The organism is Butyrivibrio sp. AE2015, assembly GCF_000420825.1.
GTDB lineage: Bacteria > Bacillota > Clostridia > Lachnospirales > Lachnospiraceae > Butyrivibrio.
Genome location: NZ_ATVR01000026.1, coordinates 1 through 25,916, shown reverse-complemented (window position 1 = coordinate 25,916; position 25,916 = coordinate 1). Strand labels below are relative to the sequence as shown.

Below are 25,916 nucleotides of genomic sequence, written 5' to 3'. Positions count from 1 at the left end.
TTTTTATTCTTTTCCTGTTCACAATTTGTACACAAAGTGCTATCATAAATTCTGTTGTTGCTTTTGTTGAGGCTGCGGCGTACTTATGAGATAAAAGGGGAAAAGAAAAATGAAAAAAGAAGTTAGGGTTTCACTAGGGTGCAAGTCACAGATTGTTCAGTTTATCAATATGAACTCAAAATCTGCATGTGAAATCGATGTGCAGGATGGGCACAGCTACATCGATGGGAAGTCTATTGTTGGTTTATTATCACTCAATTTATTCAGACCACTTGATGTAACACTTATAGGCGATGACAAAAAGATCACTAACCTTATTAACGATTATGATGTACATCATTTACTTCTTGCTGAATAATATTTTTTGATGTGCGGATGATTCACAAAAAGGGCCATGGTATTTCTACCATGGCCTTTATTATGCGGTCATTTATTAATCGATTCTTTTGTTTCCCCAGAAGAAGAGTGCAACTGTACCTGGGCCTGTGTGGCTTCCAATAGTTGTTCCAATGCTGAAGATCTTTACTCGTCCTTTTAATTTAGGGAACTTTTCTTCAACCATATCTGCAACAGCTTTTGCATCTTCGTAGCAGTCTGAATTGGAGATGTAGCACTCTCCATCATAATCTGTACCGTTTTCTGCAAGCTCAACCATCTTCTGAACCTGAGCTTTCATAACAGCATTTTTACCACGGATCTTGGATCTTACGATCAGGTGCCCCTGATAATCTACATTCATAAGAGGGCAGATATTAAGTACATTGCCGATTGTTCCGGCAACCTTTGAAACACGGCCGCCTCTTACAAGGTATTTGAGGTCTGATACAAAGAACCAGTGCTGGCAGTTGAGCTTGTTCTCGATAACCCACTCATAAAGTGAATCAATTGACATGCCTTCATCTCTTAAATCTGCAAGCTTATCCATAAGTAGACCATATCCTGCTGAAGCAGCAAGTGAATCTACTACATAAAGCTTTCTTTCCGGATATTTTTCTTTTAACTGTTCCTTTGCAATAGTAGCTGAATTAAGAGTACCGGATATTCCTGAACTTAGTGTTAAATGAAGAACATCCTTTCCTTCTTTAAGAAATTTTTCAAAGTACTCAAGATATTCACCTACACTTACCTGAGATGTTTTTGTCATTGAACCATTTGCCATCATGGTATAGAACTCTTTGAATGGAATAGATTTTCCAAGATCATCCGGGAATTCTGTTCCGTCAATTTCGAAGTGGAAACAGATATAGCTGATGTCTCTTTTGCTAAAATGCTCGTTAGTCAGATCTGCTGTAGAACAGCAGCTTAATATGTAATTGCTCATAAGCGTCCTTTCAAAATAAAAATAATCTACAAAATATAATACATTATTAGCCCAGAGGTATCAAATATTTTTAGGCAAAAAAGCAGATTGGATAATATAGATACATTAATTTTTATATAACTAAATTATGTATTAGTTTTCTTTTATATAATTTTAAGATAAAAGAATGACGAAATATAGTATTATTTAATATAGGGACATAGCGAGTATCTATGGGAGCAAGGAGATAATTATGCTCGGGAAATATAGAATATATATTCACAAATTGATGATATTAGTGCTTACATTTGCAGCAGCCGGTGCATGCAGTGGATTCTCAAGTGGAAAAACGAATGATGAGGGGCTTGGCAGCGTCGTGGATTTTGTTCATGAGCTGGATGATTATGTTCCACAAAAAAAGCAATATAATTTCTATTTTACATATAAAATTGTTCATCCATGGTGGGATGCGGTTGCACTTGGAATGGAAGATGCCCAAAAGAAATATTTGGATAAAGGCATAGAGATAACCTATGAATATATGGCCCCTAAGGCTGCTTCCGAAGAAGACCAGAGAAAGAGATTAGCTGCTGCAGAGCAGGGAAACTATGATGTGATCGGAGTGGATGTTGCAGATGCAAAAACCATAACACCTGTTCTTGATAAGATGGTGGATTCAGGATATAAAGTCATGACTTTTTCAAGTTCCGATGCTGAAGAGGGATGTAAAAGAATTGCATATGTCGGAAATACTCATAACTATCAGGATGGAGCCAACTTAACAGAAGAGCTTTGTCAAAAACTTGGATATAAGGGGAAAATTGCAATACTTGTTGGAAGTCATGGCGCTCCCTGCCATGAAGAACGCGCGCAAGGCGCAAAGGATACAATAGCAAAGTACGAAAATATGGAAATCGTGGCGGTAGAATACGACATGGATTCCATAGAAAATGCATATGATCTGGCAAAACAGATTTTAAATGAACATCCGGATGTAGACGGGTTTGTATGCTGCAATATGAGTAATCCTGTAGGTACAGCCAGAGCCGTTACCGAACTTGACAGTAATGCAGTGATCGTTGGAATGGATCATGACCATGAGGCTCTCAATTATCTAAAAGACGGAGTTATTTACTGCCTTGGAGTTCAGGACTGCTACTCAATTGGTTTTGATACATTACAGGTAGCAGTAAAAATTGCAGACGGTAATGTTCCGGGAGACCTTTTTCCAGAAAAGACTAATGAAATAACAACCATTATATATCAGGAAGATGCACCTGCAATGCTTGAAGTACTATATGGAGATGCTTTGCAATGAAGAAAATAAGGATAACGGAGAAGCCGTTTGCTACTACTGCTGTGGTAGGAAGTATCCTGATAGTTATCATGTTACTTGCAAATACTTACTGGGCCTATATTGAATCTGTCTCATCAACTAACAAGGCAGTTTCAGCAGTAAGTGCTTTCTATCTGGAGTCAATGGCGGACAGACGATCCAAAACTATCACAAACCTTATAGAAAACAATTTCGATTACATGGAAAAGGCAGTTAGTGTCATTGATGATGAAAAGATCGAAAATCAGGAAGATTTAAGAGCGGCAATCGGTCGAATGAAGAAGCTTCTTTCTCTTAACAGGTTTGCGCTGGTTGATGAGGATAATATTGTTTATACACAGTATACTACCTATACTGGGGGTAGCAGGCATCCTTTCCTTGCCCAGGATACTATGTCAGAGAAGATGATGATAAGTACAGTGTATGTATACGGCTCATCCAAAGAACTGTGTCTTGCTATTCCCATAGACAGATATTTTATGGGCAAGAAATTCAAGGCCTGTTTTGTTCAGATAAATATTAATGATATTGTGGACCTGCTTGCTTTTGATGATCAGGAAAGTACTAATTTTGCTCTTTATTCTCAAAATGGAGGAAATATATCCGAAACAGAGCTTGGACCGTTTATTGGAAAACAAAATATTATAGAGGCAACTAAAGGGACAGTTTCTGAAGAGGAATGGAATGCATTTTGTAATGATTTTGCATCGGAAAAGGGAGGAACTCTTAATTTCACAGTGGATGGAGTTGTGGAGACTTTGTGCTATGAACCGGTAAAAGATACCGGTTGGGAACTGGTGGTTATGATACGAGAGAGTGTTATCCAGTATCACATCCAGGAGATAAGTGATAAGAGCCTTCAGAATAATCGTGTTCAGATTATCTTTTTATTAGTCATAGCCACATTGTTCTCAGGTACCCTTTTTATCATGTTCAGGCAGGTTGCAAAAGAAAAACTTGATGAAGAAAAAGAAAACAGTAAAGTCTTAGAGAGCATGGCAAATACAGACTCCATGACAGGCGTAAGAAATAAACATGCGTATATGGAGACAGAATCTCAAATAAATAGCAGAATACATGCGGGGACAATGGAAGATATTGCTGTCGTTGCCTGTGATATAAATGGTCTGAAATATGTTAATGATACAAAAGGGCATGCTGCAGGTGATCAGCTGATAAAAGAGGCAAGTTCGCTTATTTGCGACGTCTTCAAGCATGGATCGGTATATAGGACCGGTGGTGATGAGTTTGTGGTTCTTTTGCAGGGAAAAGGTTATGACACGAGACTTGAAACAATAGAAGCATTTAATCAAAAAATAGAGGAGAATATCAAGAATAATGCTGCAGTTGTTTCAATAGGCTATTCAACGCTGATGGATGGAGATGAACAGATACATGATGTGTTTGAACGTGCAGATCAAATGATGTACGAACGCAAGAAAGAACTTAAGCGAATGGGGGCTAAAACAAGAGAATTTACGGATGAAAAAAATGAAAAAATATAAAAATTTTTGAGAGGAGGTTTGAACAGTGAATTGTGTATCAGTATTCTAGGGAGTTGTCTGAATTGTCTGAAAATAAACACAATTCATATTGAGTTGTTGACAAATTCGTCATCGGATGGTATATTATATATACAATCACATTGTAGATAAAACCTATGTAGTCCAAGTGGCTTATGCTTCACGAAAGATGAACGAAGGTTTTCGGAGCGGCTGACATTCACAGCGACGGTGGCTTAAGCTTCACATTAGCCAAGGAGTGTCAAGGAGTCGCTAAAGGATGTGATTAACATAGATTAGCAAGATAAACAATTGCAGAAAGAAGAGGAATAGTCCCTTGGAAATTTCAAAGTAAGGGCGGGCGTTCATAAAAGTATGGATGCCCGCCTATTTCATTTCCCAGAGCAGCGCATTTAATATAGTAATAGAAGTTACATAGTGTTATAATGGTCAAATATTCGGTTAGGAGAGAATATTATGGCTAAGTATATATTGTTTGTATTTAATAGTATTCTTCTGGGTTTTGGACTGGCGATGGATGCTTTTTCGGTTTCCCTTGCAAATGGTTTTATAGAACCCAAAATGAAGAAGGGCAGAATGAGTTATATGGCTGGAATCTATGCGGGATTTCAGTTTCTTATGCCTGTAATAGGATGGTTTTTGGTACATAACGCTGCACATCTTTTCAGCGGATTTCAGATGTTCATTCCGTGGATAGCATTGATCCTTTTAGCATACATTGGCGGAAAAATGCTGATCGAGGGTATCAGGGAAAAAAAGTGTGACAGGGATGGAAAGTGCGATGGCTGCACCAACAAAGAATGCCCCAAATACGGGAATATCGCAGGAGAGAGTTCTCTTTCTTTAAAGCTTTTACTGGTTCAGGGCATTGCAACATCTATTGATGCTCTGTCTGTCGGATTTACGATTGCTGATTATAATACTTTGATGGCTATCGGAAGTGCTACAATAATTGCTGTTGTGACTTATGTTGTGTGCTACATCGGAATAGGACTTGGCAAGACATTTGGAACAAAGCTTGCCTCCAATGCCAAGATATTAGGCGGAGTTATTCTGATTGCTATTGGCCTCGAGATTTTTATAAAGAGCTTTTTGGGTTGATTTTTTATTACGAAATTTATGTCATTTGCTTGACTTTTATAATATCGAAACATAGAATAGTTAAGAGTATTTTTAATTAAACAATTTAAATGCAATGATGGTGTCAGATTTATATCTGAAGATGTCATATTATCCTTTGAGAGAGCGAGGGTCGCTGGCTGAGAGCCCTGCAGGCTATGATATGTACGGAATTTTCGCACCGGAGCAGTTTTGGTGAAGGCTTTTTGCTTGTAGTCAGGATCGTATGTCTACGTTACAGATAAAACCATTATGGTTGAGAGCCTGTTTTGACAGGAACATGGGTGGTACCGCGGTGATTGATCGTCCCTTGTATAGTTTTGCAGCTATACAAGGGACTTTTTTGTTGAACTCTTAAGAAAGTCACATCTTTAATAACAGGAGGAAGAAATTTTGGAAAACAGCGTATTACGTCAGCAAATTGAAGCAATTCGTGAAGAAATCAAAGAAAATTCAAAGTTGCTTGAAAGCTCAAAGCATGTCTATGAGCAGAGAAAGGTCTTTTTGGATAACAAAAGTGGCAAGATCTCAGCACTGATGAAAGAGATGAAAAACATTGCTGCCGAGGATCGTGCTGAATATGGCAAGAATGTAAATGAGCTTAAGCAGTGGGCTCTTGAACAGTTCGATGAACTTGACAAGAATATGAAAGAAAAAGAGCTTAAGGCAAGATATGAAAGAGAAAAACAGGACGTTACAATGCCTGCCAAAATGCGTTATCAGGGCAACCTTCACCCTGTAACACAGATGAGAGAGACTCTTATAGATATCTTTGAAGGAATGGGCTTTGAAATATATGAAGGCACTGAGATTGAGAATGACTACTACAATTTCACTGCACTTAATACTCCTGCAGATCACCCTGCAAGAGATATGCAGGATACATTCTATCTCAGCCCAGAGTTCCTTTTAAGAACTCAGACTTCATCAGGTCAGATCCATGTAATGGAAAACAAGAAACCACCGATCAAGATTCTTTCACCTGGTAAGGTTTTCCGTTCAGATGATGATGCGACTCATTCACCTATGTTCTCACAGATGGAAGGACTCGTAGTTGATAAGAATGTTACACTTTGTGACCTTAAGGGAGCTTTGGAGACCTTTGCACAGAAAATCTTCGGCGAGGGAACAACAACAAGGCTTCGTCCTTCATACTTCCCATTCACAGAGCCTTCTGTAGAGGTTGACTGCAGCTGCTTTGCATGTGGCGGCAAGGGATGTAATCTCTGCAAGGGTACAGGCTGGATCGAGGTTCTTGGTGCCGGTGTTGTTAACAAGAAGGTTTTAGAGAACTGTGGAATTGATTCAGAAGAGTACAGTGGATTTGCATTTGGTATCGGTATAGAGCGTGCAACAATGCTCAAATACGGCATTAACAACATCAAGCTTTTATATGAGTCAGACCTTGATGTACTTAAGCAGATCGATCACTACGAATAATTCAGGAGGAGAATGAAATGTTAGTACCTTTAAGTTGGCTTAAAGATTTTGTAGATATAGATTTAGAACCAAAGGAACTTGAGAAAAAGCTCTTTGACTGCGGCTTCGAAGTAGAAGAGTGCTGGGAAGTAGGAAAAGACATATCAAATGTCGTAGTTGGACAGGTAGAGAAATGCGAACCTATTCCTGATACTCATCTTCATGTTTGCCAGGTAAATGCTGGAGAGCACGGAACATTCCAGGTATGCTGTGGTGCAGACAACGTTCAGGCAGGAGGAAAATATCCACTTGCTCTTGTTGGCGCAACAGTAATTGAAACAGAGAGAGATCATGTAACAGTTATCGGTGTTGCAACTATCAAAAAGGGCAAGCTTCGTGGCGTAGATTCAGAAGGTATGCTCTGCTCAGGTGTTGAGCTTGGTGTAACAGAGGACATGTACCCAGGAGCCGGCTACAACGGACTTTTGGTATTCCCTGAGGACACAGAGGTAGGTGTTGATGTTAAGCCTATACTTGGCCTTGATGACTGGATCTTTGATGTTTCAATCACTGCAAACAGACCTGACTGCCAAAGTATTTACGGCCTTGCAAGAGAAGTTGCAGCGGCACTTAATAAGCCATTAAAAGAGATTGATCTTAGCTACACAGAGACAGATGTTGAGAATGAAGGATTTAGTGTAACTGTAGAAGATCCTGATCTTTGCCCAAGATATATCGGTCACTATGTGTATGATGTAAAGCTTGGTGAGAGCCCTCTTTGGATGAAGAGAAGACTTGCCATGGTTGGTAATAACTCAATCAATAATATCGTTGATATCACTAACTATATTATGAGAGAGCTTGGACAGCCAATGCACGCATTTGACGGCAATTTCCTTGAAGGTAACAAGATTGTTGTAAGACGTGCCAAGGCAGGAGAAAAGATAGTTACTCTTGATGAGAATGAGTTTGAACTTACAACAGACAACCTTGTTATCTGTGATGGCGCAAAGCCAGTAGCTCTTGCAGGTATCATGGGGGGTCTTAATTCAGAAATCCGTGATACAACAACTACTGTTACATTTGAAGCAGCTAAGTTCATGCGTGACAACATCCGTAAGAGCTCAAGAGCGCTTGGTCAGTCATCTGATTCATCAGCTGCTTTCGCAAAGGGCGTTTACGAATATACAACTGTTATAGCTATGAAGAGAGCTCTTCACCTCATTGAGCAGCTTGGAGCAGGTAAGGTTTCCAAGACTCATGTGGATATAAATACAGGAAACAGCCTCGATAAGAAGGAAATGAAGGCATCCATAAAGAAGGTTAACGGAGTACTTGGTATCGAAGTTCCTACTGATGAGATCAAGAGAATTCTTACAAATCTTAATTTTGAGCCTGAAATAAACGGTGATGAACTTACTATCAAGATTCCTGCATATCGTGAGGATATGGAAGATTATCCGGACATTGCAGAGGAGCTTATCCGTATGTATGGATATGAGCATGTTGAGCCAACATTCCTTAAGGATTGTAGCGTTACCGTTGGTGGAAGAAACCTTAAGCAGAAGACAGAGCTCAGGATTAAGAGAGCTCTTTGCGCACAGGGAGCATATGAGTGTATGCATTACTCATTCTTCTCACCAAGTGACCTGGACCTTTTGGGATTTGCTGAGGATGCACAGGAGAGAAAGGCTATCAGAATCCTGAATCCTATAAATGAAGATCTCTCACTCATGAGAACAACACTCGCAGCACAGATGATCCATGCCATTGCAAGAAACCAGAAGAAGGGTACTCTCGAGGGAAGATTATTCGAGCTTGGTAACAGATTTATTCCAAAGGCTCTGCCACTTACAGAATATCCTGATGAGAAGGCAACTCTTTGCATCGGTATTTTTGGCGAGGGTGAGGACATATATACATTAAAGGGACTTGCTGAGAATGTAGCAGATGCTCTCCATATAAACTTCAAGTATGAGCCTGCAACCAAGACTTTCTTACATCCTTACAGAACTGCAAAGATCGTATGTGAGGGAGAAGAGGTTGGATATCTTGGACAGATCACTTATGAGATCCAGAATGAGACTGATATGAGAATACCGGCTTACATCTGTGAGATAGATCTTTCAGCACTTGATAAGTGGTATGGCAAGACTCCTACATTTACACCACTTTCAAAGTTCGCAGCTGTTAAGCGTGATCTTGCACTTATCATGGATAAGACCGTTACATGTGGTGAAGTTGAGGATGCAATCTATGGATCCTGCAAGTATGTGACTGATGTACACCTCTTTGATGTATACGAGGGACTTCCTATTCCTCCTACAAAGAAGAGTATGGCTTTCACAATTACATTCACTCCTAAGGACGAGGAGCTTACTGATGAAGCTATAAGCGGATATGTAGATAAGATGCTCAGAAAACTTTCATTTACAATGGGAATTGAAATTCGTTCTTGATTTGCCTGATGGCACAGTAGGTGTTAAAATAGTCATTGCTTTAGTTAGCAATGGCTATTTTTTTCTCGAAAGGAGCTTAAATATGAATAGAAAAAATGTTTGGGCAAACTACAATGCTACTCAGCTCAAAGCTGTAGATAAGTTTGCTGAGGATTACAAGAAATTCCTTGATAATTCAAAAACAGAGCGTGAAGCAATTGATACAATTGTTAACGAGATTGAGGAAGCAGGATACAGAGAACTCAATACTTTGATCGGCACAAAGACAAAGCTTAAAAAGGGAGATAAGGTATATAGCGTATGGATGAACAAGTCAATCGCTATCTTCCAAATCGGTTCAGACCCTATCGAGGCTGGTCTTAATATCCTTGGTGCTCACATCGATTCTCCAAGACTTGATGTTAAGCAGAATCCTCTTTATGAAGACAACGGATTTGCTTACCTTGATACACATTACTACGGCGGAATCAAAAAATATCAGTATGTTGCTATGCCACTTGCTATCCACGGTGTAGTTGTTAAGAAAGATGGCACAACAGTACAGCTTAATGTCGGTGAGGATGAGGATGATCCTGTATTCTTCGTTTCTGATCTTCTTATTCATCTTGCTGCAGATCAGATGAGCAAAAAGGCTTCAAATGTAATTGAAGGTGAAGCTCTTGACTTAATCGTTGGTCACAGACCATTTGTTGTAGAGAGCAAGGAAAAAGAAAAGGCTGAAAAGGCTGATAGCAAGCTTTCTGCAGGTGAGAAGTATGCAATTGCTGCTGAAAAAGAAGAAAAGGCTGAGAGTGGAAAGCTTTCAGGAGCAGTTCGTCGCGGAGTCGTAGCTCTTTTAAATGATCTATATGGAATTGAAGAAGAGGACTTCATTTCAGCTGAACTTGAGATCGTACCTGCTGGTAAGGCAAGAGATGCCGGATTTGACAGATCAATGATCCTTGGATATGGTCATGACGACAGAGTATGTGCTTATCCTTCAATGAGAGCTATTCTTGAAGCAAAGAACTTAAAGAGAACAGCTTGCTGTATCCTTGTTGATAAAGAAGAGATCGGAAGCGTTGGAGCAACAGGTATGCGCAGCCACTTCTTTGAGAATGCTGTTGCAGAGCTCATGAATCTTACAAAGGAAGGATATAATGATCTTTCACTTAGAAGATGTCTTGCAAACTCATGCATGCTTTCTTCAGATGTAAGTGCCGGCTTTGATCCTACATATGCATCAAGCTTTGAAAAGAAGAACGCAGCATTTCTTGGAGAAGGACTTGTATTCAATAAGTTTACAGGATCAAGAGGAAAGTCAGGTTCTAACGATGCAAATGCAGAATTTATTGCAGAAATAAGAAGAGCATTTGAGAAGGATGGAATAATCTATCAGACAGCAGAGCTTGGAAAAGTAGACGTTGGTGGTGGCGGAACTATCGCTTATATCCTTGCTCTTTACGGAATGAACGTTATCGATTCAGGTGTAGCAGTACTTAACATGCACGCACCATGGGAAGCAATCGATAAGGCTGACCTCTTTGAAGCAAAGAGAGGATATGTATCATTCCTTCAGAATATCGATTTTAGAAACGAATAAATAAGAAGACAGAGGGACGGGGTCAGACCCCGTCCCTCTGTCTTAGAATAATTATTATTTAAAGAAACATGCATCTCCAAAGGAAAAGAAGCGGTAGCGCTCTTTGATTGCCTCTTCGTATGCGGCAAGAACGTGCTCTCTGCCTGCAAGTGCTGAAACAAGCATTACAAGTGTTGACTCAGGAAGATGGAAATTGGTGATGAGCTGGTCAAGAACCTTGAATTTATAGCCGGGATAGATAAATATTGATGTGTCCCCGCTGCAAGCTGATAGATGTCCATTTTCATCAGCGGCACTTTCTATTGTTCTGCAGCTTGTTGTGCCTACGCAGATAACACGGTGGCCGTTTTCTTTAGCCTTGTTGATCTTATCGGCTGCTTCCTGTGTGACCTGATACCATTCTGTATGCATGTGATGCTCTAAAACATTGTCTACTTTAACAGGTCTGAAGGTCCCAAGACCAACGTGAAGAGTAACAAATGCCATATCTACGCCTTTTGCTTTTATGTCTTCAAGGAGTTTTTCTGTAAAGTGAAGTCCCGCAGTTGGTGCGGCAGCTGAGCCTTCATACTTGGCATATACAGTCTGGTACATGTTTTTATCCTGAAGCTTATGTGTGATGTAAGGTGGTAGAGGCATTTCACCAAGTCTGTCCAAAACTTCTTCCCAGATGCCTTCATAATAGAACTTAACAAGTCTGTTTCCTTCATCAACAATATCAAGAATCTCGGCTTTTAAAATTCCGCCGCCGAATGAAACCCTTGCGCCAGGTCTTAGCTTTTTACCGGGTTTTACAAGTGTTTCCCATACATCAGCTTCTTTTCTCTTAAGAAGGAGAATCTCTACTGCAGCGCCTGTTCCTTCTTTTTCACCCAAAAGCCTTGCAGGAATGACCTTTGTGTTATTGAGAACAAGACAGTCACCAGGCTCGAGATAATTTATGATCTCGTTAAACTTATGATGCTCTGTTTCGCCTGTCTTTTTGTCTACCACAAGGAGTCTGCATTCATCTCTTTTTTCCATTGGATCCTGTGCGATCAGTTCCTCAGGAAGGTCAAAATAGTAATCTGAAGTTGATAATCCTAATTCTTTATTTTCTGCCATTTCTATCTCTTTTCTATATATTATTGCTTTAGTATCGATTTAAAGATTTTTATTTGGAACAATACACTCATTTATCGTGCCACGTTATTATAGCAAAAAATTAGTTAAATACAACCTTGGAAGAAAGGATTGCCGGTGATAATATATGATGTAATATTTGCAATTGAATTTTATCAGACCTAATATATTTTTATTTTTGTCATGTGAGAGGACTTGATTATGCTACAGGATATAAAACCTTTGGAACTCAAAAACCATTATGATCCGACAATAAAACCAGAAAATAATGACCTTGTCATTGCATTTGTCTGTGCTGATAAGGGAAAAGAGCTACTTATAAATATTGATGAAAATTCTAAAAAAATCACTTATCCAACCGTCTCAGAAATTCAGTATTATTTAGGAGGGCACACTGTCGATGAAGCTCTTATCTATATATTTAGCATAGGAAAAGAGCGTTTCTTTTTGTTAAGGCCAGAAATTGCTGATAAGGTGTTTGTAATAGATGTGGACGAAAAGTCTGCATACACAAACCTTCCAGCGAATTTTGAATTTGAGCTGATGGCGATTTTTCGCAGAGAGTATTTTGATCCTCAGCACTATGTTTATGCTGCTTATACAGCGCTTCAACTCCATGAGTGGTACCAGGTGACTAAATTTTGTGGTAAGTGCGGGGCACTTAATGAAGACCATAAGTCAGAGCGAGCAAGAATATGTCCCCAATGTGGCAATGTGATATATCCAAGGATAAACCCTGCGGTTATTATTGGTGTAACCGACAAAGAGACGAATAAAATGATCCTGACCAAATATAGAACCGGATTTGCTCACAATGCCCTCGTAGCAGGATTTACAGAAATCGGTGAGACACTTGAGGAAACTGTTAAGCGCGAAGTTATGGAAGAGGTTGGACTTGAAGTGACCAATATCAGATATTACAAGTCTCAGCCCTGGGGAATTGCAAGTGATATTCTGGCTGGATTTTTCTGCGATGTAGCAGGCAAAAAAGATATTACAATGGATCAGTCTGAGCTTAAATATGCTGAGTGGGTCAGCCCTGAAGATGTTCAGCTCCAGCCACTTGAATACAGTCTTACTAATGAAATGATGAAGCTTTTTAAGGAAAAAGGCTATGTGGGGACATTGCAAAACTAACAATAGATTCTATCGGTGGGGAATACTAATGGAGATATAAGCTGGAGTTATAGCTACATACAAATCTTGAATATTTCCAATTTAGACTTTCCATTGCTATAATTTGTTTTATAATAAATAGAAAAAATTGTTGAGGAGGAATTATTATGAAGAAGAGATTTTTGACAAGTATCGTACTTGCTGGTGTTCTTGCCTTTGGAGCTCTTACAGGTTGCGGAAGCAGCGCTGAGAATGCATCACAGGCAGCACAGGACACACAGGCTGCAGAGACTACAGAACAGACACAGGACGCTGCACCTGCACAGACAGAGGATGGAGACAAGACTATCAGAGTTGGTGCTACACCTGTACCACACGCAGAAATTCTTGATAACATCGTAAAAGAAGTACTTGCAGAGGATGGTTGGACACTTGAAACAGTTGTGTTCTCAGATTACGTACTTCCTAATACATCACTTGAAGCTGACGAGCTTGATGCAAACTATTTCCAGACACTTGGTTATATGAATCAGCAGAATACAGACGCAGGACTTCATCTTGCAGCTGTAGCAGGCGTTCACATTGAGCCAATGGGAATCTATTCTCAGAAATATACAGCGCTTGCTGATATTCCTGATGGTGCTTCAATCGGTATTCCTAACGATCCTGATAACGGAGAAAGAGCTGTTGACCTTCTTGTTCAGAAGGGACTTCTTACTTCAAAGGGTGGTTTTGGAACAGATGCCAACTATACAGAAGATTCTTTGACAAAGGATAAAGAGGCTAACCCTCACGGATACGTGATCACACCTCTTGAGGCAGCAAGCCTTCCACTTTCACTTCCTGATCTTGATGCAGCAGCTGTAAATGGTAACTATGCTCTTGAAGCTGGTCTTCCTTCATCATATCCTGCACTTGATATCGAGGAGTTTGACGATGAGACAACAGTTAAGAGAACAAACTTCCTTGTAGTTAAGCAGGGCAACGAGACATCTGAAAAGACACAGGCTCTTATCAAGGCTCTTCAGTCTGACAAGGTTAAGGCTTATATCGATGAGACATATAAGGGAGCTGTAATTGCATCTTTTATTGACGCACAGTAATAAGTATTAAAAACTAAAAAATATAAACAAACATAAGCCTCTCTGGTGTATGATTAGTAAGTGGTTTGCTAAAACATCGGGGAGGCTTTTTGTATGAAGGACAAATTTGTAACAGGATGGAAGTTTTTAAAAACTGATTTTGGAACAGAGCTTGAAGATGTAAGAGACAGGCTTTCTGAGTTTAAAGAGGTGGAGATACCTCATGATTTTCTGATAGATGATGCAAGAAACTTTTATACAGATGCCACAGGCTGGTATTATAAGGGTTTTGTGACAACACTTAAGCCAAGGCATTTTATTGTTTTTGACGGAATCTATATGGACAGTACTGTGTATATAAATGGTCAGAAGGCGGGAGAGTGGAAATATGGCTACTCACAGTTCATTCTCGATATTACGGACTTTTGCAAAGTTGGAAGTAATGATGTCCTTGTAAGGGTCAATTACCAAAACCCTAATTCAAGATGGTATTCAGGAGCAGGAATCTACAGAAATGTATGGCTTTGCAGCTATGAAGATACATACATCCCTGAAAATGGTATTTATGTCCATATGCATAAGGGCGACATGGGATATTTCCTTGATATCGATACAGAAATAAAAGGTGGAGAAAGTAAGAATACAAGCGTATCCTACAGACTCTTTGATGATAAAAAGAAGGAAGTTTCACTAAATGCCACCGGCAAGAGCTTTTTTGCACGGAATGTAAAAGAATGGTCGACAGATGAGCCAAACCTCTATACGCTGGAAGTTACTCTTTTTGATGGTAGTAAAGAGCTTCAAAGAGAAGAGGTATTAATAGGATTCAGGAGTATTTCTTTTGACCCCGATAAGGGATTTTTACTAAATGGAAAGGTCACCAAGCTAAACGGTGTTTGCATTCATCATGATCTTGGTGCACTTGGCGCAGCCTACAATAATAGCGCAATGAAGAGAAGACTCATACAGCTTAAAGGTATGGGGGTAAATGCCATAAGGCTTACCCATAATATGTATGATCCTCAGACAATCGAGCTTCTTGACAGAATGGGCTTTATGGCCATCTCTGAAGGCTTTGATATGTGGGAAAGATCAAAGACTGAGTTTGACTACGCAAGATTTTTTCCAGAGTGGCATGAGAGGGATGTTGAGAGTTGGGTAAAAAGAGACAGGAATCACCCTTCAGTCATCATGTGGAGCATAGGTAATGAAATCTATGATACCCATGCGGATGCGAGAGGGGCGCAGATTACCAGTATGTTAAAAGAACTGGTTGAGAAGTTTGATTATATGGGAAATGCCCATCCAACCTTTGGCTCCAATTATATGCCTTGGGAGAATGCTCAAAAGTGTGCTGATATCCTGAAAGTAGTAGGCTATAACTACGCAGAGAAATTCTACGAAAAGCATCACAAAGAACACCCCGACTGGGTTATATACGGGAGTGAAACCTATTCAATAGTTCAGAGCAGGGGAATCTATCATTTCCCTTTGACAGAGGGGATTCTGGCTGACGATGACCTTCAGTGTTCAAGCCTTGGAAACAGTCAGACAAGCTGGGGCGCAGAGAGCATTGAGAGCTGTATTTGTATGGACAGAGATATGTCTTTTTCCATGGGGCAGTTTATCTGGACTGGCTATGACTACATCGGTGAGCCTACACCTTACCATACCAAGAATTCTTACTTTGGACTTATTGATACCGCAGGCTTTTACAAGGATGCTTACTATGCCTGGAAGTCTGCCTGGGTGAGCGCTGATAAAGATCCTTTTGTTCACGTGTTCCCGTATTGGGACTTCAACGAAGGAGAAGAGGTTGATGTGAGAGTAGTCAGCAATGCTCCATTTGTTGAACTGTTTGTAAATGGAAAAAGTCTTGGAAAACAGGAGCTTACCCATGAGAAAGGAAGCGGTGACCACATCTTTGCTGATTATAAGTGCATTTATGAGAAGGGCGAGATAAAGGCCATTGCGTATGATACTTCCGGGAAAGAGATTGCGGAGCAGGTGCGCAGGTCTTTTGAGGATACGGACAGGTTTGAGATAGAATACGAAAACATTGATGAGCTTGTTTTTGCCCAGATAAGTGCTGTTGATAAGAATGGTAATTCTGTAGAAAATGCCTGCGACAGAGTAAAGGTAACTGTGACAGGAGGAAGACTAATAGGCCTTGATAACGGTGACAGCACAGATTATGACAGCTATAAAGCAGATGAGAGAGCTCTTTTCTCTGGAAAACTGCTGGCAATCGTTGAGAAAGATGTAGACGCAGGTGATGTGGTTGTAAATGTCCAAAAAGTAAGTGACGTGGTCCCTGTAAGAAAAGTGGAGCTTGTCACAGATTCTGAGACTAAGCTTTCTTTGCAGAATCCCAAGGCGAAAGTTACAGCAAAAGTCCTTCCTCAGAATGCTACAAATAAAGAAGTCTTTTATAGGATACTTGATTCCAAGGGCAATGAGTCCAATATTGCCAAGCTCTTAGTAAATGGCAATGAGGCAAAAGTGGAAGCTCTTTTTGACGGAGAATTTATTTTAAGGTGCGAGACAAAAGATAAAGAGAGTGTTGTAAAGACTATTTCAACACTAAAATATACTGTAAGTGGCATGGGCAGATCCTTCCTTGATCCCTACAGCCTTATTCCAGGCAACGTGTTTAGTTATAGCAAGGGCAGGACTGCTGCAGGTAATGAACACGGCGTTGCCACAGACAGAGGAAACGAAACACTTATCTCTTATGCCGGCGTAGACTTTGGAATTGAAGGCTCTGATACTATTACTATTCCTATCTTTGCACTTTCAGGCGATGCCTATAAGATACAGATCTGGGATGGAATAGCAGGAGATGAAGGAGCTCTTTTGCTCGACGAAGTCATCTATCAGAAAAAGTCAATCTGGAACACCTATCAGGAGGAAACCTGGAAGCTTTCGAAGCGCCTTTGCGGGGTTCACACCATAAGTTTTGTGACCTATGACAAGATGCACATTAAGGGCTTTTATTTTGAGAAACAGCTCCGCGCCCTCTGTGAAAACATGGTTCTTGATGCTGACAGCATATATGGAGATTCTTTTACCAGATCCGAAGGAGCGGTTGAAGGAATTGGCAATAATGTTACGCTTGGTTTTAATAACATGAATTTTGGAGATGAAGGGGTAAAAGAGATTATTCTCACAGGAAGGGCAATGGCTGGAAGCAACACTATCCATCTTCGAATGAAGAACGAAAGCGGAGAAACCAAAGAAATACTTGAGTTTCCACTAAGCAGCGAGTATACAGAGGTTTGCTTCCCAATAGAGCATAAAAAAGGCAGCTATGATATATCTTTTGTTTTTCTGCCGGGAAGTAATTTTGACTTCAAGAGCTTTAGATTTAGTGAGAAAAACTCAAAAATATGATATATTATTACATGTGATTGCAGAAAAACCGCATTTTTTGCGGGGTTTGTATGAATATGATACAACAGGAAGTTAGGAAAATGATAAAAATTCAAAATGTTAAGAAGTCTTTTAAGAACAATGAAGTATTAAAAGACATTTCTCTTGAAATAGAAAAGGGAGAGATTTTCGGAATAATCGGACAGTCAGGAGCCGGAAAGTCAACACTGCTCAGATGTATAAACGGTCTTGAGTCCTATGATCAGGGAGAGATACTTGTAGATGATCAGAAGGTTGATATCAATGATAAAAAGAACCTTCGCCTTCTTCAGAAGAGAATGGGAATGATCTTCCAGGGCTTTAACCTTCTTGAGAGGCTTGACGTGTATGGAAACGTGGCTCTTCCTATGAAATTCTGGGGCATGAAGACCAACACTCCTGAGGCAAAAGAAAAGATCTTAAACCTCATAAAGCTTGTAGGACTTGAAGATAAGGTCCATGCCAAGCCAAGGGAACTTTCAGGCGGACAGAAACAGAGAGTTGCCATAGCAAGAGCGCTGGTGCTTGATCCTGAGTTTCTTTTATGTGATGAGGCAACAAGTGCACTTGACCCTGAAATCACAAAGGGCATACTTGCACTTTTACAGAAGATCAACAGGGAGATGGGAATTACAATTATCATCGTAACCCATCAGATGGAAGTAGTTAAGCAGATATGTCAGAAGGTAGCTTTCCTTAGCAGCGGCAAAATGCTTGCAGTTGGTAAGCCTGAACAGCTCTTTGTATGGCCAAAAGAACGTGAGATCAGAGATTTCCTAAGAGAAGAGAGCGACAAGCTTCCAACTACAGGAGTTAATCTCAAGCTCTTTTTCTTCGGAGAGGGCAATCAGAGGCCTATCGTTACGCAGATGTCCCAGGAGCTTCATACAGATTTCAACATCTGTTGGGCTAAGCTTGAGGACTTCAGAGAAGATGTTTATGGAAGCCTTGTCCTTAATATGGATGAAAAAGATCTTGATAGAGCTTGTGCTTTCCTTGATTCCAAGGGCGTTACATGGGAGCGCATTAACTAAATTGCTTATATAGGAGAATTACAAATGTCAGGAATTTTATCAACAACAGGCATGGGAACAGTTGTTTTCACTGCCTTTAAACAGACACTTTACATGGTGTTCTGGTCTACACTTTTTTCGGTGATACTGGGTTTTATACCGGCAATCATTCTTACGCTTACAGCTCCCGACGGACTTAAGCCCAACAAATTAGTATATGAGATACTTAGCTTTATTGTTAATGTTTTCAGAAGCTTCCCTTTCATCATTCTTTTGGTAATACTCATTCCTTTTACAAGAATGGTTGTAGGAAAGTCTATTGGAACAACTGCTTCGATCGTACCTCTTACAGTATCAGCAATTCCTTATATTGCAAGGGTATTTGAGACAAGCCTTAGAGAGACTAATCCAGGAGTTATAGAAGCTGCCAGATCATTTGGCGCGTCTAACTTCCAGATACTTATGAGAGTATATGTAAAAGAATCTATTCCAAGAATGTTAAACGGTGTAGTACTTCTTATCATTTCCCTCATCGGATATTCTGCAATGGCAGGTACAGTAGGCGGTGGTGGAATAGGTGATATTGCAATCCGTTATGGTTACCAGCAGTACAAAACAGATTATCTTATCGTCTGCTCAATCGTACTGATAGCATTTGTTCAGCTTATTCAGATGATAGGAAACCATATGTACAAGAAGATGAGCTGATCATCCTAAATTTAGGACAGAAGGAAAACTGCCCAAATAATTGAAAGCATGCCGAGAATGACATGCTTTTTTATTTGGAATTATGACTGTTTATGTATGGCGAAGAAATTAAAAAAGAGTTATACTAATACCTTGGTTTGACTTAAAGCTATGTTGGAGGAAGAAGTGAAAAGTCCTGTTTTTTGTGTGATCAGAAAAATAGTTTCTATGGTGACTCCGGTATTTAAGGCAGAAGGTGTAGAAAACCTTCCCAATGGACCGGCGATAGTTGTGGGAAATCATTCTCAGGCCTTTGGGCCTCTTGCGGCAGAGCTGTATTTTCCCAGGAAACATTATACCTGGTGTATTTCTGAGATGATGGAAAAAGATAAAGTTGCTGATTATGCATACAAGGATTTTTGGTCAAAAAAGCCACTTCCTTTAAGACCGTTCTTTAAACTTTTTTCCTATATCATTCCTCCGCTTTCAGAACTCATATTTACCAATGCAGATACAATCCCGGTGTACAGAGATAAACGTGTCATGAAGACTTTTCAGATATCATGTGAAAAGCTTTCTGAGAATGCTTCCGTTGTTATTTTTCCTGAGGATTACACAGAATACAATAACATCGTTCACGAGTTTCAGAGAGGCTTTGTCCATGTTGCCAAGTATTACTACAGACAAACAGGTAAGAGCGTTCCTTTTGTTCCTATGTACGTATGCCCGGAACTTAAAAAGCTCGTTTTTGGAAAGCCCATCATGTATGATCCTAAGGAAAAGTCAGATGTTGAAGCTGATAGGATATGCACCTGTCTTCAGGAGAGTATTTCTGAGATGGCGTATGGTCTTCCAAGGCACAGGGTTGTGCCATATCCAAATGTATCAAAAAAGTATTATCCATATAATGAAAGAAAATGATGAAAAAACCAGTTGTTGATTATAGAAAACTTAGATTATCAAATATTAAAGATAAAGAGTACAGACATTTGCTGCTTCTTTTAGGATGGCTTGCTTACCTTATAATGTACTTTGTTACGGAAAGGTTCATCCCTGAAAGCAGATGTCATGTAGTTCACAGTGTTGTCGATGACATAGTTCCTTTTAATGAGTATTTTGTACTGTTTTATGTATCATGGTACTTCTTCATGGTAATCTCGCTTCTTGACTTTGGTCTGTACGATATTGAGAGCTTTGTAAGAGCCGAAAAGATTATAGTGGGAATGCAGATAATATCTGTTATAACCTATATAGCATGGCCATCTGTTCAGCATCTTAGACCTGAGCATTTTGAACATGAAAATTTCTGTACCTGGCTTCTTGGAATAATATATAAAGCAGATACGCCAACCGGCGTATGTCCGTCCCTTCATGTGGGATATACCCTTGCAGTTCTTTCTGCATGGCTCATTAGAAAGGACATTAAAGCCGTTAAAAAAGCTCTTATTGTGCTATGGGGCCTGATGATATGCGTTTCGGTTTGCTTTGTAAAACAGCATTCATTTATTGATGTATTGGCGGCAGTAATAATGTATTTGTTTCTTGAACTTCTTTTATTTGGGAGGGAGATATCACTTGCGACCGTACTCAGGACGGTTAAGGTATCCACATCCGACAGTTCTAAATCAGAAATAAAGGAGGACTATTAACATGGGAAAAAGAAGAATAGGCGACAGATCTGATGGAACACAGATAAGGGATATCGATGCAATGCATTATGTGATGCCACTGATGTATCCGAACAGATGTGATAACGAAGCTTATATGAAGGTTTCTGTTGATATAACTAAAACAGAAGATTATATAAAAAAGTATAACGAGGAGCATCCTGATAACAGGATTGCTATTTTTGATATCATTATCGCAGCAATGCTTAAGACCTTAAGACTTCGTCCTCAGATGAACCGCTTTATCGCTAATCAGACTATGTATCAGAGAAACTGCATAACAGCGGCATTTACAGTAAAAAAAGAGTTCAGGGATGACGGTGATGAAACTCTTGCAAGAATCGTTGCAGAAGATACTGATAATCTCGAGAGCATAAGCTTTAAAGTAAGGGAACAGATAGCGAAGTGCAAAGTTGAAGACGATGAGTCTACAGACGCAATGAATTTTATCAAGAAGCTTCCTGCTAAACATATCATTGGTGCGGTGGCAAGATATCTTGACAGGCATGGATGGATGCCAAAGTCTGTGATAGCAACTGATCCTTATCAGTGTTCAGTGGTACTTACAAATTTGGGATCTCTTGGAATGGATATTGGTTATCACCATCTTATGAACTGGGGAACAAATTCCATATTTGTCATAGTGGGAACCAAAAAATTCAAGCCATTTTATGACAAAGATGGAAATGTTACCATGAAGAGAGTTATAGATCTTGCGGTTACTCTTGATGAGAGAATATCTGATGGATTTTACTATGGAAGATCACTTAGGCTTGTTCAGAAGCTCATTGAAAATCCTGAGCTTTTGGAAGGAACTTTATCAAAAGAAATATAATTCATTCCCGTGATCTTTCAGCCATTTGCGGCGCTCTTTATAATCTGGAAGTACTTCTTCCACATGGGCCCAGAAACGAGGAGAGTGATTCATCTCTTTTCTGTGACAGAGCTCATGAACTACAACGTAATCTATTATTTCGTCAGGGGCATTCATAAGAAGACAGTTGAAGTTCAGGTTTCCTTTAGAACTGCAGCTTCCCCAGCGACTCTTTTGCATTTTGATAGTGATGCGGCCATAATCAACTCCGATTATGTCCGCATATTTTTTTACCTTAACGGGAATTATCCTTTTTGCTTTTGTGGTAAAAAGCTTTATGTCAAGTTCGTTTAGCGGTTTTAGATTGCTGTTTTCTTCAGCTTTTTTGTTTTGTCTGAGTTTCATTTTGGATAGGCTTTTTTCTATCCAGTCAGCTTTTTCACCTATAAATCTGTTTATTTCTTTTTCAGATACCCTTAGAGGTGCTCTTACAATGACTTCGCAATTTGTGGTTACTTCTATACATAAAGTTTTTCTTTTACTTCTTACAAGTTTGATTGGTGGCATGTGTTATTTAGGCCTTTCATTTTGTCACATATAATTTAGCAGATTTTGTGAGGGGAGAAAAGTGTGGAGTCAGGTAAGACAGAGGGACGGTTCCTATTTAATATAATTTTAATAATTTGGTTACTCAAAAATTGTTAAACTGAATTGTGTAAACAATTATGAGGAGAGGAGAAACAAAGCATTATGGACATTCAGTATCTATTATGGCTGCAGGAACTAAGAGGAGCGACAGGAGGCTTATTTGACGAGTTCTTCAATGCACTTTCAAAGTTTGCTGTAGAAATCTTACCATTTTTACCCTTTGTGATCTTTTGGGGCGTTGACAAGAAATGGGGTTATATTTTCATGATCAACCAGTGGTTTAGCGAGGTTATCAATGGACTTATCAAACTCACAGTGTGCGCATATCGCCCATGGATAAGGTCAGATCTTATAGAACCGGCAGGTGATTCAAAAGTTGCAGCTACCGGTTATTCTTTTCCAAGTGGTCACACCAAAACGGCTACAACAGTTTATGGCTCAATAATTGAATGGCAGAAGGATAAGAGGAAAAAGATCTGTATTCTCTGTGGAGTGCTTATCCTGCTCACTGGCTTCTCAAGGAATTTCCTTGGCGTTCATACACCGCAGGATGTTCTTGTTGCAATGATAGAGTCAATTATCATCATCTGCGCAGTTGCTGCAGTTTATAAAAAAGTAGAAGGAAATGAAAAGGTAATTGATATTCTTACACTAGTAGGACTGATCTTCATAGTTGTATCCCTTGTCTATGTGCATCTTAAATCATATCCTATGGACTACGATGCTTCAGGGAATCTTTTGGTTGACCCTCAAAAAATGATGAATGATTTCTTTAAAGCGAGTGGAGCTTTCGTTGGTTTTCTTGTTGGAAGTTTTATTGAGCGTCACTATGTTCACTACGAGATTCCGGTTGGTTCAAAAAATCTTCCACTTCTTGTCAGCATTGGATTTGCTCTTACATTTGCCTGGAAAGAATGGTTTGCACCTGCAACTGTTGTAGCAGCTTTCGGATCTCACTGGGGGCACTTCATAGCACGTTTCATAATGATTGCGTTTGTAATGTGTATCTGGCCAATTGTGATAAAGAGAGAAAGTAATTGATTGAAAAAATAAGACAGAGGGGCGGTTCTTATCCACTGACTGTACTCAATCATGCTCTTTGAATACTTTGGAGCGTACGATGAAGTAGACGCTTATGGTGATGGCACCGGTAAGGAACCATGACAGCGGGTATACATGGAAGAGTGAACTGAAGTTGTGGTGCTTTGGTATGTATGTAAAGACGTAGATCAGTCTGAATACACAGGTTCCAAATATTGAAATAAGTGCAGGAAATAGTGAGCGGTTCATGCCTCTTAGGCATCCACCGCTTATTTCATAGGTTCCAATAAGGTAGTGGAAGTAGAAGGCACTGCTTATTCTTATCATGGCATATTCGATAACTGCAGGATCAGTAGTAAAGAGATTTATCACCTGATACCTAAATACAGAAAGAATGAGTACCACAATAACTGAAGCACCAACACCGCATCCCATGCTGATCCTGAATACTTTTTTGCATCTGTCATAGCGTTTTGCACCGTAGTTTTGACTGGTGAAGGTTACAGCGGCCTGAGCAAAGCCGTTCATTGCGCAGTAGGAGATGAAGTCAAAATTAGCTGCAGCAGTGGCTCCTGCAATTGCATCAGCACCAAAGCTGTTAACTGTGGACTGAATAACTACGTTGGACAATGAGAAAACTGCTCCCTGTAGTCCTGCAGGAAGACCAATTTTAAGCATCTTTATAAGATAATCCTTGTTGACGCAAAGCTTTTTGAAGTTAAGTCTGAAAGTTTCTTCCTCTGTCAAAAGGAAGTAAAGAACAAGGCCTGCACCAAACATGTTTGAAAAAACGGTGGCAAGGGCAACACCTATGACATGAAGGTGGAAGATTATTACAAATATCAGGTTAAGGAAGATATTTATGATTCCGGAAAGTACCATGGCGTAAAGGGGTCTTTTTGAATCACCTTTACTTCTGAGGATAGCTGAGCCATAGTTGTAGATCATAAGTGCAGGCATGGCAAAGAAATATATTCTCAGATATAGTATAGCCAGATTCATTACCTCTGCCGGAGCAGCCATTAGTATCAAAAGAGGCTTGGAAACAAAAAATCCGATCACTATAAGAGAACATCCTGCAATAAGAGACACTGTAATCACAGTGTGTACGGTTTCATTTATCCTTTCTTTATGTCCGCTGCCGATTTCCATAGCTATAAGGGCATTGGCACCTACAGATAGTCCCACAAAGAAACTGATGATCAGGTTTATGACAGAAGAATTGCTGCCTACTGCGGCCATGGCCTGAGGTGAGGCAAAACGACCGACAACAGCAAGATCGGCAGCATTAAAAAGCTGCTGAAGTATGCTTGTAATAGCAAGCGGCAACGCAAAAAGGACGATCTTATCAAGAAGCGTCCCTGTCGTCATGTCAGTAATTGTTTTATTAGTTTTTTTACTCATAGTATTCATAAGTTTATTATAACATGGTAAAAAGATGGAAATTATGAATTAGTGTGTATTTTACGTGAAGAATTATTGATATATAATTAGTAACAGCGACATTTCATAAGGAGAGACCAACATGGCAGAAACAATAACGCTAACTATCAAAAAACAAAAGAACATTGCACTCATAGCTCATGACGGTAAAAAAGCTGAGCTTATAAATTGGTGCAAGGATAACGCAGAAATACTAAACAAGCACTTTTTATGCGGAACAGGAACAACAGCCCGTATGATAACAGATGCGACAGGACTTCCTGTAAGAGGCTACAACTCAGGACCACTTGGCGGAGATCAGCAGATTGGTGCCAAGATTGTAGAAGGTAAGGTTGATTTTGTAATATTCTTCTCGGATCCTTTAACAGCAGCACCTCATGATCCTGATGTCAAGGCACTTATGAGAATTGCACAGGTATATGACATACCATTTGCCAACAACAAGGCAACAGCAGACTTCCTGCTTCATTCTTCATACATGGATGAAGAGTATGATCATGATGTTATCAATTTCAAACAGAATATTGAGCACAGAGCAGAAACACTGAAATAAAGACTTGGGAATGTAATTATGGCAGTGACCACGAAATAACCTATAAGTACTTATTTTTTGATTTAGTTGCACTGTAGAATAGGGGAGTATTTTGAACAGATTTAATTTATCAAAATACTCTCTCTTTGTATATGCGTAAGTAATTGGCAAGCACCTGCGGTGTGGCTGGGGATTATTGCCTCGGACTCTGAATCCAGGAACAGTAGGGGTGGCTACTTTTCTATCTACGGGTAATTTTTTAATTTCCTGACCTTTTGCCCGTATTTTCATAGTACCCATGGGCAATATTTAATTTTCTCTGCCTTTTACCCGAGTTATCAAACAATCATTGGGTAAATCTATCATTATTTTCATATTTACCCAAGCTTATTCAATAATTCTCGGGTAAAAATCATCTCTTTTATTTCTTTACCCTCGCGTCCATGTCGAAAAAGATGTAAAAGACATGAATAATAGAATAAATGCCAGATCTCATGCCAAACGATTCTATTCAAGGCATGAAATTATGAGAAAAATCTGACACAGCATGTCGAATTACTAAGCAAAGACATGGTATCTGAGTCAAAATCACTAACAACATG

At 39.6% G+C, this 25,916-nt stretch carries 21 protein-coding genes; 17 read left to right on the top strand and 4 right to left on the bottom strand.

From position 1 onward, the window contains the following. Nucleotides 1–109: 109 nt before the first annotated feature. A complete protein-coding gene (locus G585_RS18020) occupies nt 110–358 on the top strand; it encodes an HPr kinase (protein ID WP_022775297.1) in 249 nt (82 codons plus the stop codon). A 75-nt stretch (nt 359–433) separates the two neighbouring features. Here the strand turns inward: G585_RS18020 and G585_RS0112060 are convergent, their stop codons facing one another. Beyond that, nucleotides 434–1,321 (bottom strand): DegV family protein, encoded by an 888-nt coding sequence (locus tag G585_RS0112060; RefSeq protein WP_022775296.1) that lies wholly within the window; start codon nt 1,319–1,321, stop codon nt 434–436. A gap of 232 nt (nt 1,322–1,553) precedes the next feature. Between G585_RS0112060 and G585_RS18015 the strand changes: the two genes are divergently transcribed. The 6 genes from G585_RS18015 (at nt 1,554) to G585_RS0112030 (ending at nt 10,738) form a co-directional block, all read left to right on the top strand. Continuing rightward, the gene (locus tag G585_RS18015) at nt 1,554–2,618 is read left to right on the top strand and encodes a substrate-binding domain-containing protein (protein ID WP_022775294.1); all 1,065 of its coding nucleotides are present in this window, start codon (nt 1,554–1,556) and stop codon (nt 2,616–2,618) included. Next, the gene (locus tag G585_RS19035) at nt 2,615–4,141 is read left to right on the top strand and encodes a GGDEF domain-containing protein (RefSeq protein ID WP_022775293.1); all 1,527 of its coding nucleotides are present in this window, start codon (nt 2,615–2,617) and stop codon (nt 4,139–4,141) included. The genes G585_RS18015 and G585_RS19035 overlap by 4 nt, the downstream gene beginning before the upstream one ends. A gap of 474 nt (nt 4,142–4,615) precedes the next feature. Next, the gene (locus G585_RS0112045) at nt 4,616–5,260 is read left to right on the top strand and encodes a manganese efflux pump MntP (protein ID WP_022775292.1); all 645 of its coding nucleotides are present in this window, start codon (nt 4,616–4,618) and stop codon (nt 5,258–5,260) included. A gap of 411 nt (nt 5,261–5,671) precedes the next feature. Continuing rightward, nucleotides 5,672–6,718 (top strand): phenylalanine--tRNA ligase subunit alpha, encoded by a 1,047-nt coding sequence (pheS, locus tag G585_RS0112040; protein WP_022775291.1) that lies wholly within the window; start codon nt 5,672–5,674, stop codon nt 6,716–6,718. Nucleotides 6,719–6,735: 17 nt separating this feature from the next. Then, nucleotides 6,736–9,156, top strand: coding sequence for a phenylalanine--tRNA ligase subunit beta (pheT, locus tag G585_RS0112035; RefSeq protein ID WP_022775289.1), 2,421 nt, complete (start codon nt 6,736–6,738; stop codon nt 9,154–9,156). Nucleotides 9,157–9,238: 82 nt separating this feature from the next. Then, entirely contained in the window at nt 9,239–10,738 is a 1,500-nt protein-coding gene (locus G585_RS0112030; protein WP_022775288.1) for an aminopeptidase, read from the top strand. Nucleotides 10,739–10,792: 54 nt separating this feature from the next. On the opposite strand, the gene queA is transcribed toward G585_RS0112030, so the two are convergent. After that, the gene (gene queA / locus G585_RS0112025; RefSeq protein WP_022775287.1) at nt 10,793–11,842 is read right to left on the bottom strand and encodes a tRNA preQ1(34) S-adenosylmethionine ribosyltransferase-isomerase QueA; all 1,050 of its coding nucleotides are present in this window, start codon (nt 11,840–11,842) and stop codon (nt 10,793–10,795) included. Nucleotides 11,843–12,061: 219 nt separating this feature from the next. Between queA and nudC the strand changes: the two genes are divergently transcribed. The 8 genes from nudC (at nt 12,062) to G585_RS0111985 (ending at nt 21,671) form a co-directional block, all read left to right on the top strand. Beyond that, a complete protein-coding gene (gene nudC, locus G585_RS0112020; protein ID WP_022775285.1) occupies nt 12,062–12,997 on the top strand; it encodes an NAD(+) diphosphatase in 936 nt (311 codons plus the stop codon). 146 nt (nt 12,998–13,143) lie between these two features. Continuing rightward, nucleotides 13,144–14,079: a MetQ/NlpA family ABC transporter substrate-binding protein gene (locus tag G585_RS0112015; protein WP_022775284.1), complete on the top strand. Its 936-nt coding sequence runs from the start codon at nt 13,144–13,146 to the stop codon at nt 14,077–14,079. A gap of 93 nt (nt 14,080–14,172) precedes the next feature. After that, nucleotides 14,173–17,451, top strand: a complete 3,279-nt coding sequence (locus tag G585_RS0112010; RefSeq protein WP_022775283.1) for a glycoside hydrolase family 2 TIM barrel-domain containing protein — start codon at nt 14,173–14,175, stop codon at nt 17,449–17,451. An 80-nt stretch (nt 17,452–17,531) separates the two neighbouring features. After that, nucleotides 17,532–18,503: a methionine ABC transporter ATP-binding protein gene (locus G585_RS0112005; protein ID WP_022775282.1), complete on the top strand. Its 972-nt coding sequence runs from the start codon at nt 17,532–17,534 to the stop codon at nt 18,501–18,503. Between the two features lie 24 nt (nt 18,504–18,527). Then, nucleotides 18,528–19,190, top strand: a complete 663-nt coding sequence (locus tag G585_RS0112000) for a methionine ABC transporter permease (protein WP_022775280.1) — start codon at nt 18,528–18,530, stop codon at nt 19,188–19,190. Nucleotides 19,191–19,355: 165 nt separating this feature from the next. Beyond that, entirely contained in the window at nt 19,356–20,090 is a 735-nt protein-coding gene (locus tag G585_RS0111995) for a lysophospholipid acyltransferase family protein (RefSeq protein ID WP_022775279.1), read from the top strand. Beyond that, a complete protein-coding gene (locus G585_RS0111990; protein WP_196802915.1) occupies nt 20,087–20,818 on the top strand; it encodes a hypothetical protein in 732 nt (243 codons plus the stop codon). The genes G585_RS0111995 and G585_RS0111990 overlap by 4 nt, the downstream gene beginning before the upstream one ends. A 1-nt stretch (nt 20,819) precedes the next feature. Then, on the top strand, nt 20,820–21,671 hold the full coding sequence (locus G585_RS0111985; protein WP_022775276.1) for a 2-oxo acid dehydrogenase subunit E2: 852 nt from the start codon (nt 20,820–20,822) through the stop codon (nt 21,669–21,671). Here the strand turns inward: G585_RS0111985 and G585_RS0111980 are convergent. Then, complete coding sequence (locus tag G585_RS0111980) at nt 21,657–22,217, bottom strand: M48 family metallopeptidase (protein ID WP_022775275.1); 561 nt, start codon at nt 22,215–22,217, stop codon at nt 21,657–21,659. The genes G585_RS0111985 and G585_RS0111980 overlap by 15 nt on opposite strands. A 183-nt stretch (nt 22,218–22,400) precedes the next feature. Between G585_RS0111980 and G585_RS0111975 the strand changes: the two genes are divergently transcribed. Next, nucleotides 22,401–23,339: a phosphatase PAP2 family protein gene (locus G585_RS0111975; protein ID WP_022775274.1), complete on the top strand. Its 939-nt coding sequence runs from the start codon at nt 22,401–22,403 to the stop codon at nt 23,337–23,339. A 45-nt stretch (nt 23,340–23,384) separates the two neighbouring features. On the opposite strand, the gene G585_RS0111970 is transcribed toward G585_RS0111975, so the two are convergent. Continuing rightward, a complete protein-coding gene (locus tag G585_RS0111970) occupies nt 23,385–24,743 on the bottom strand; it encodes an MATE family efflux transporter (RefSeq protein WP_242829991.1) in 1,359 nt (452 codons plus the stop codon). 121 nt (nt 24,744–24,864) lie between these two features. Here G585_RS0111970 and G585_RS0111965 point away from each other — a divergent pair, with 121 nt between their 5' ends. Further along, nucleotides 24,865–25,335 (top strand): methylglyoxal synthase, encoded by a 471-nt coding sequence (locus tag G585_RS0111965; RefSeq protein WP_022775271.1) that lies wholly within the window; start codon nt 24,865–24,867, stop codon nt 25,333–25,335. Nucleotides 25,336–25,916: the final 581 nt, after the last annotated feature.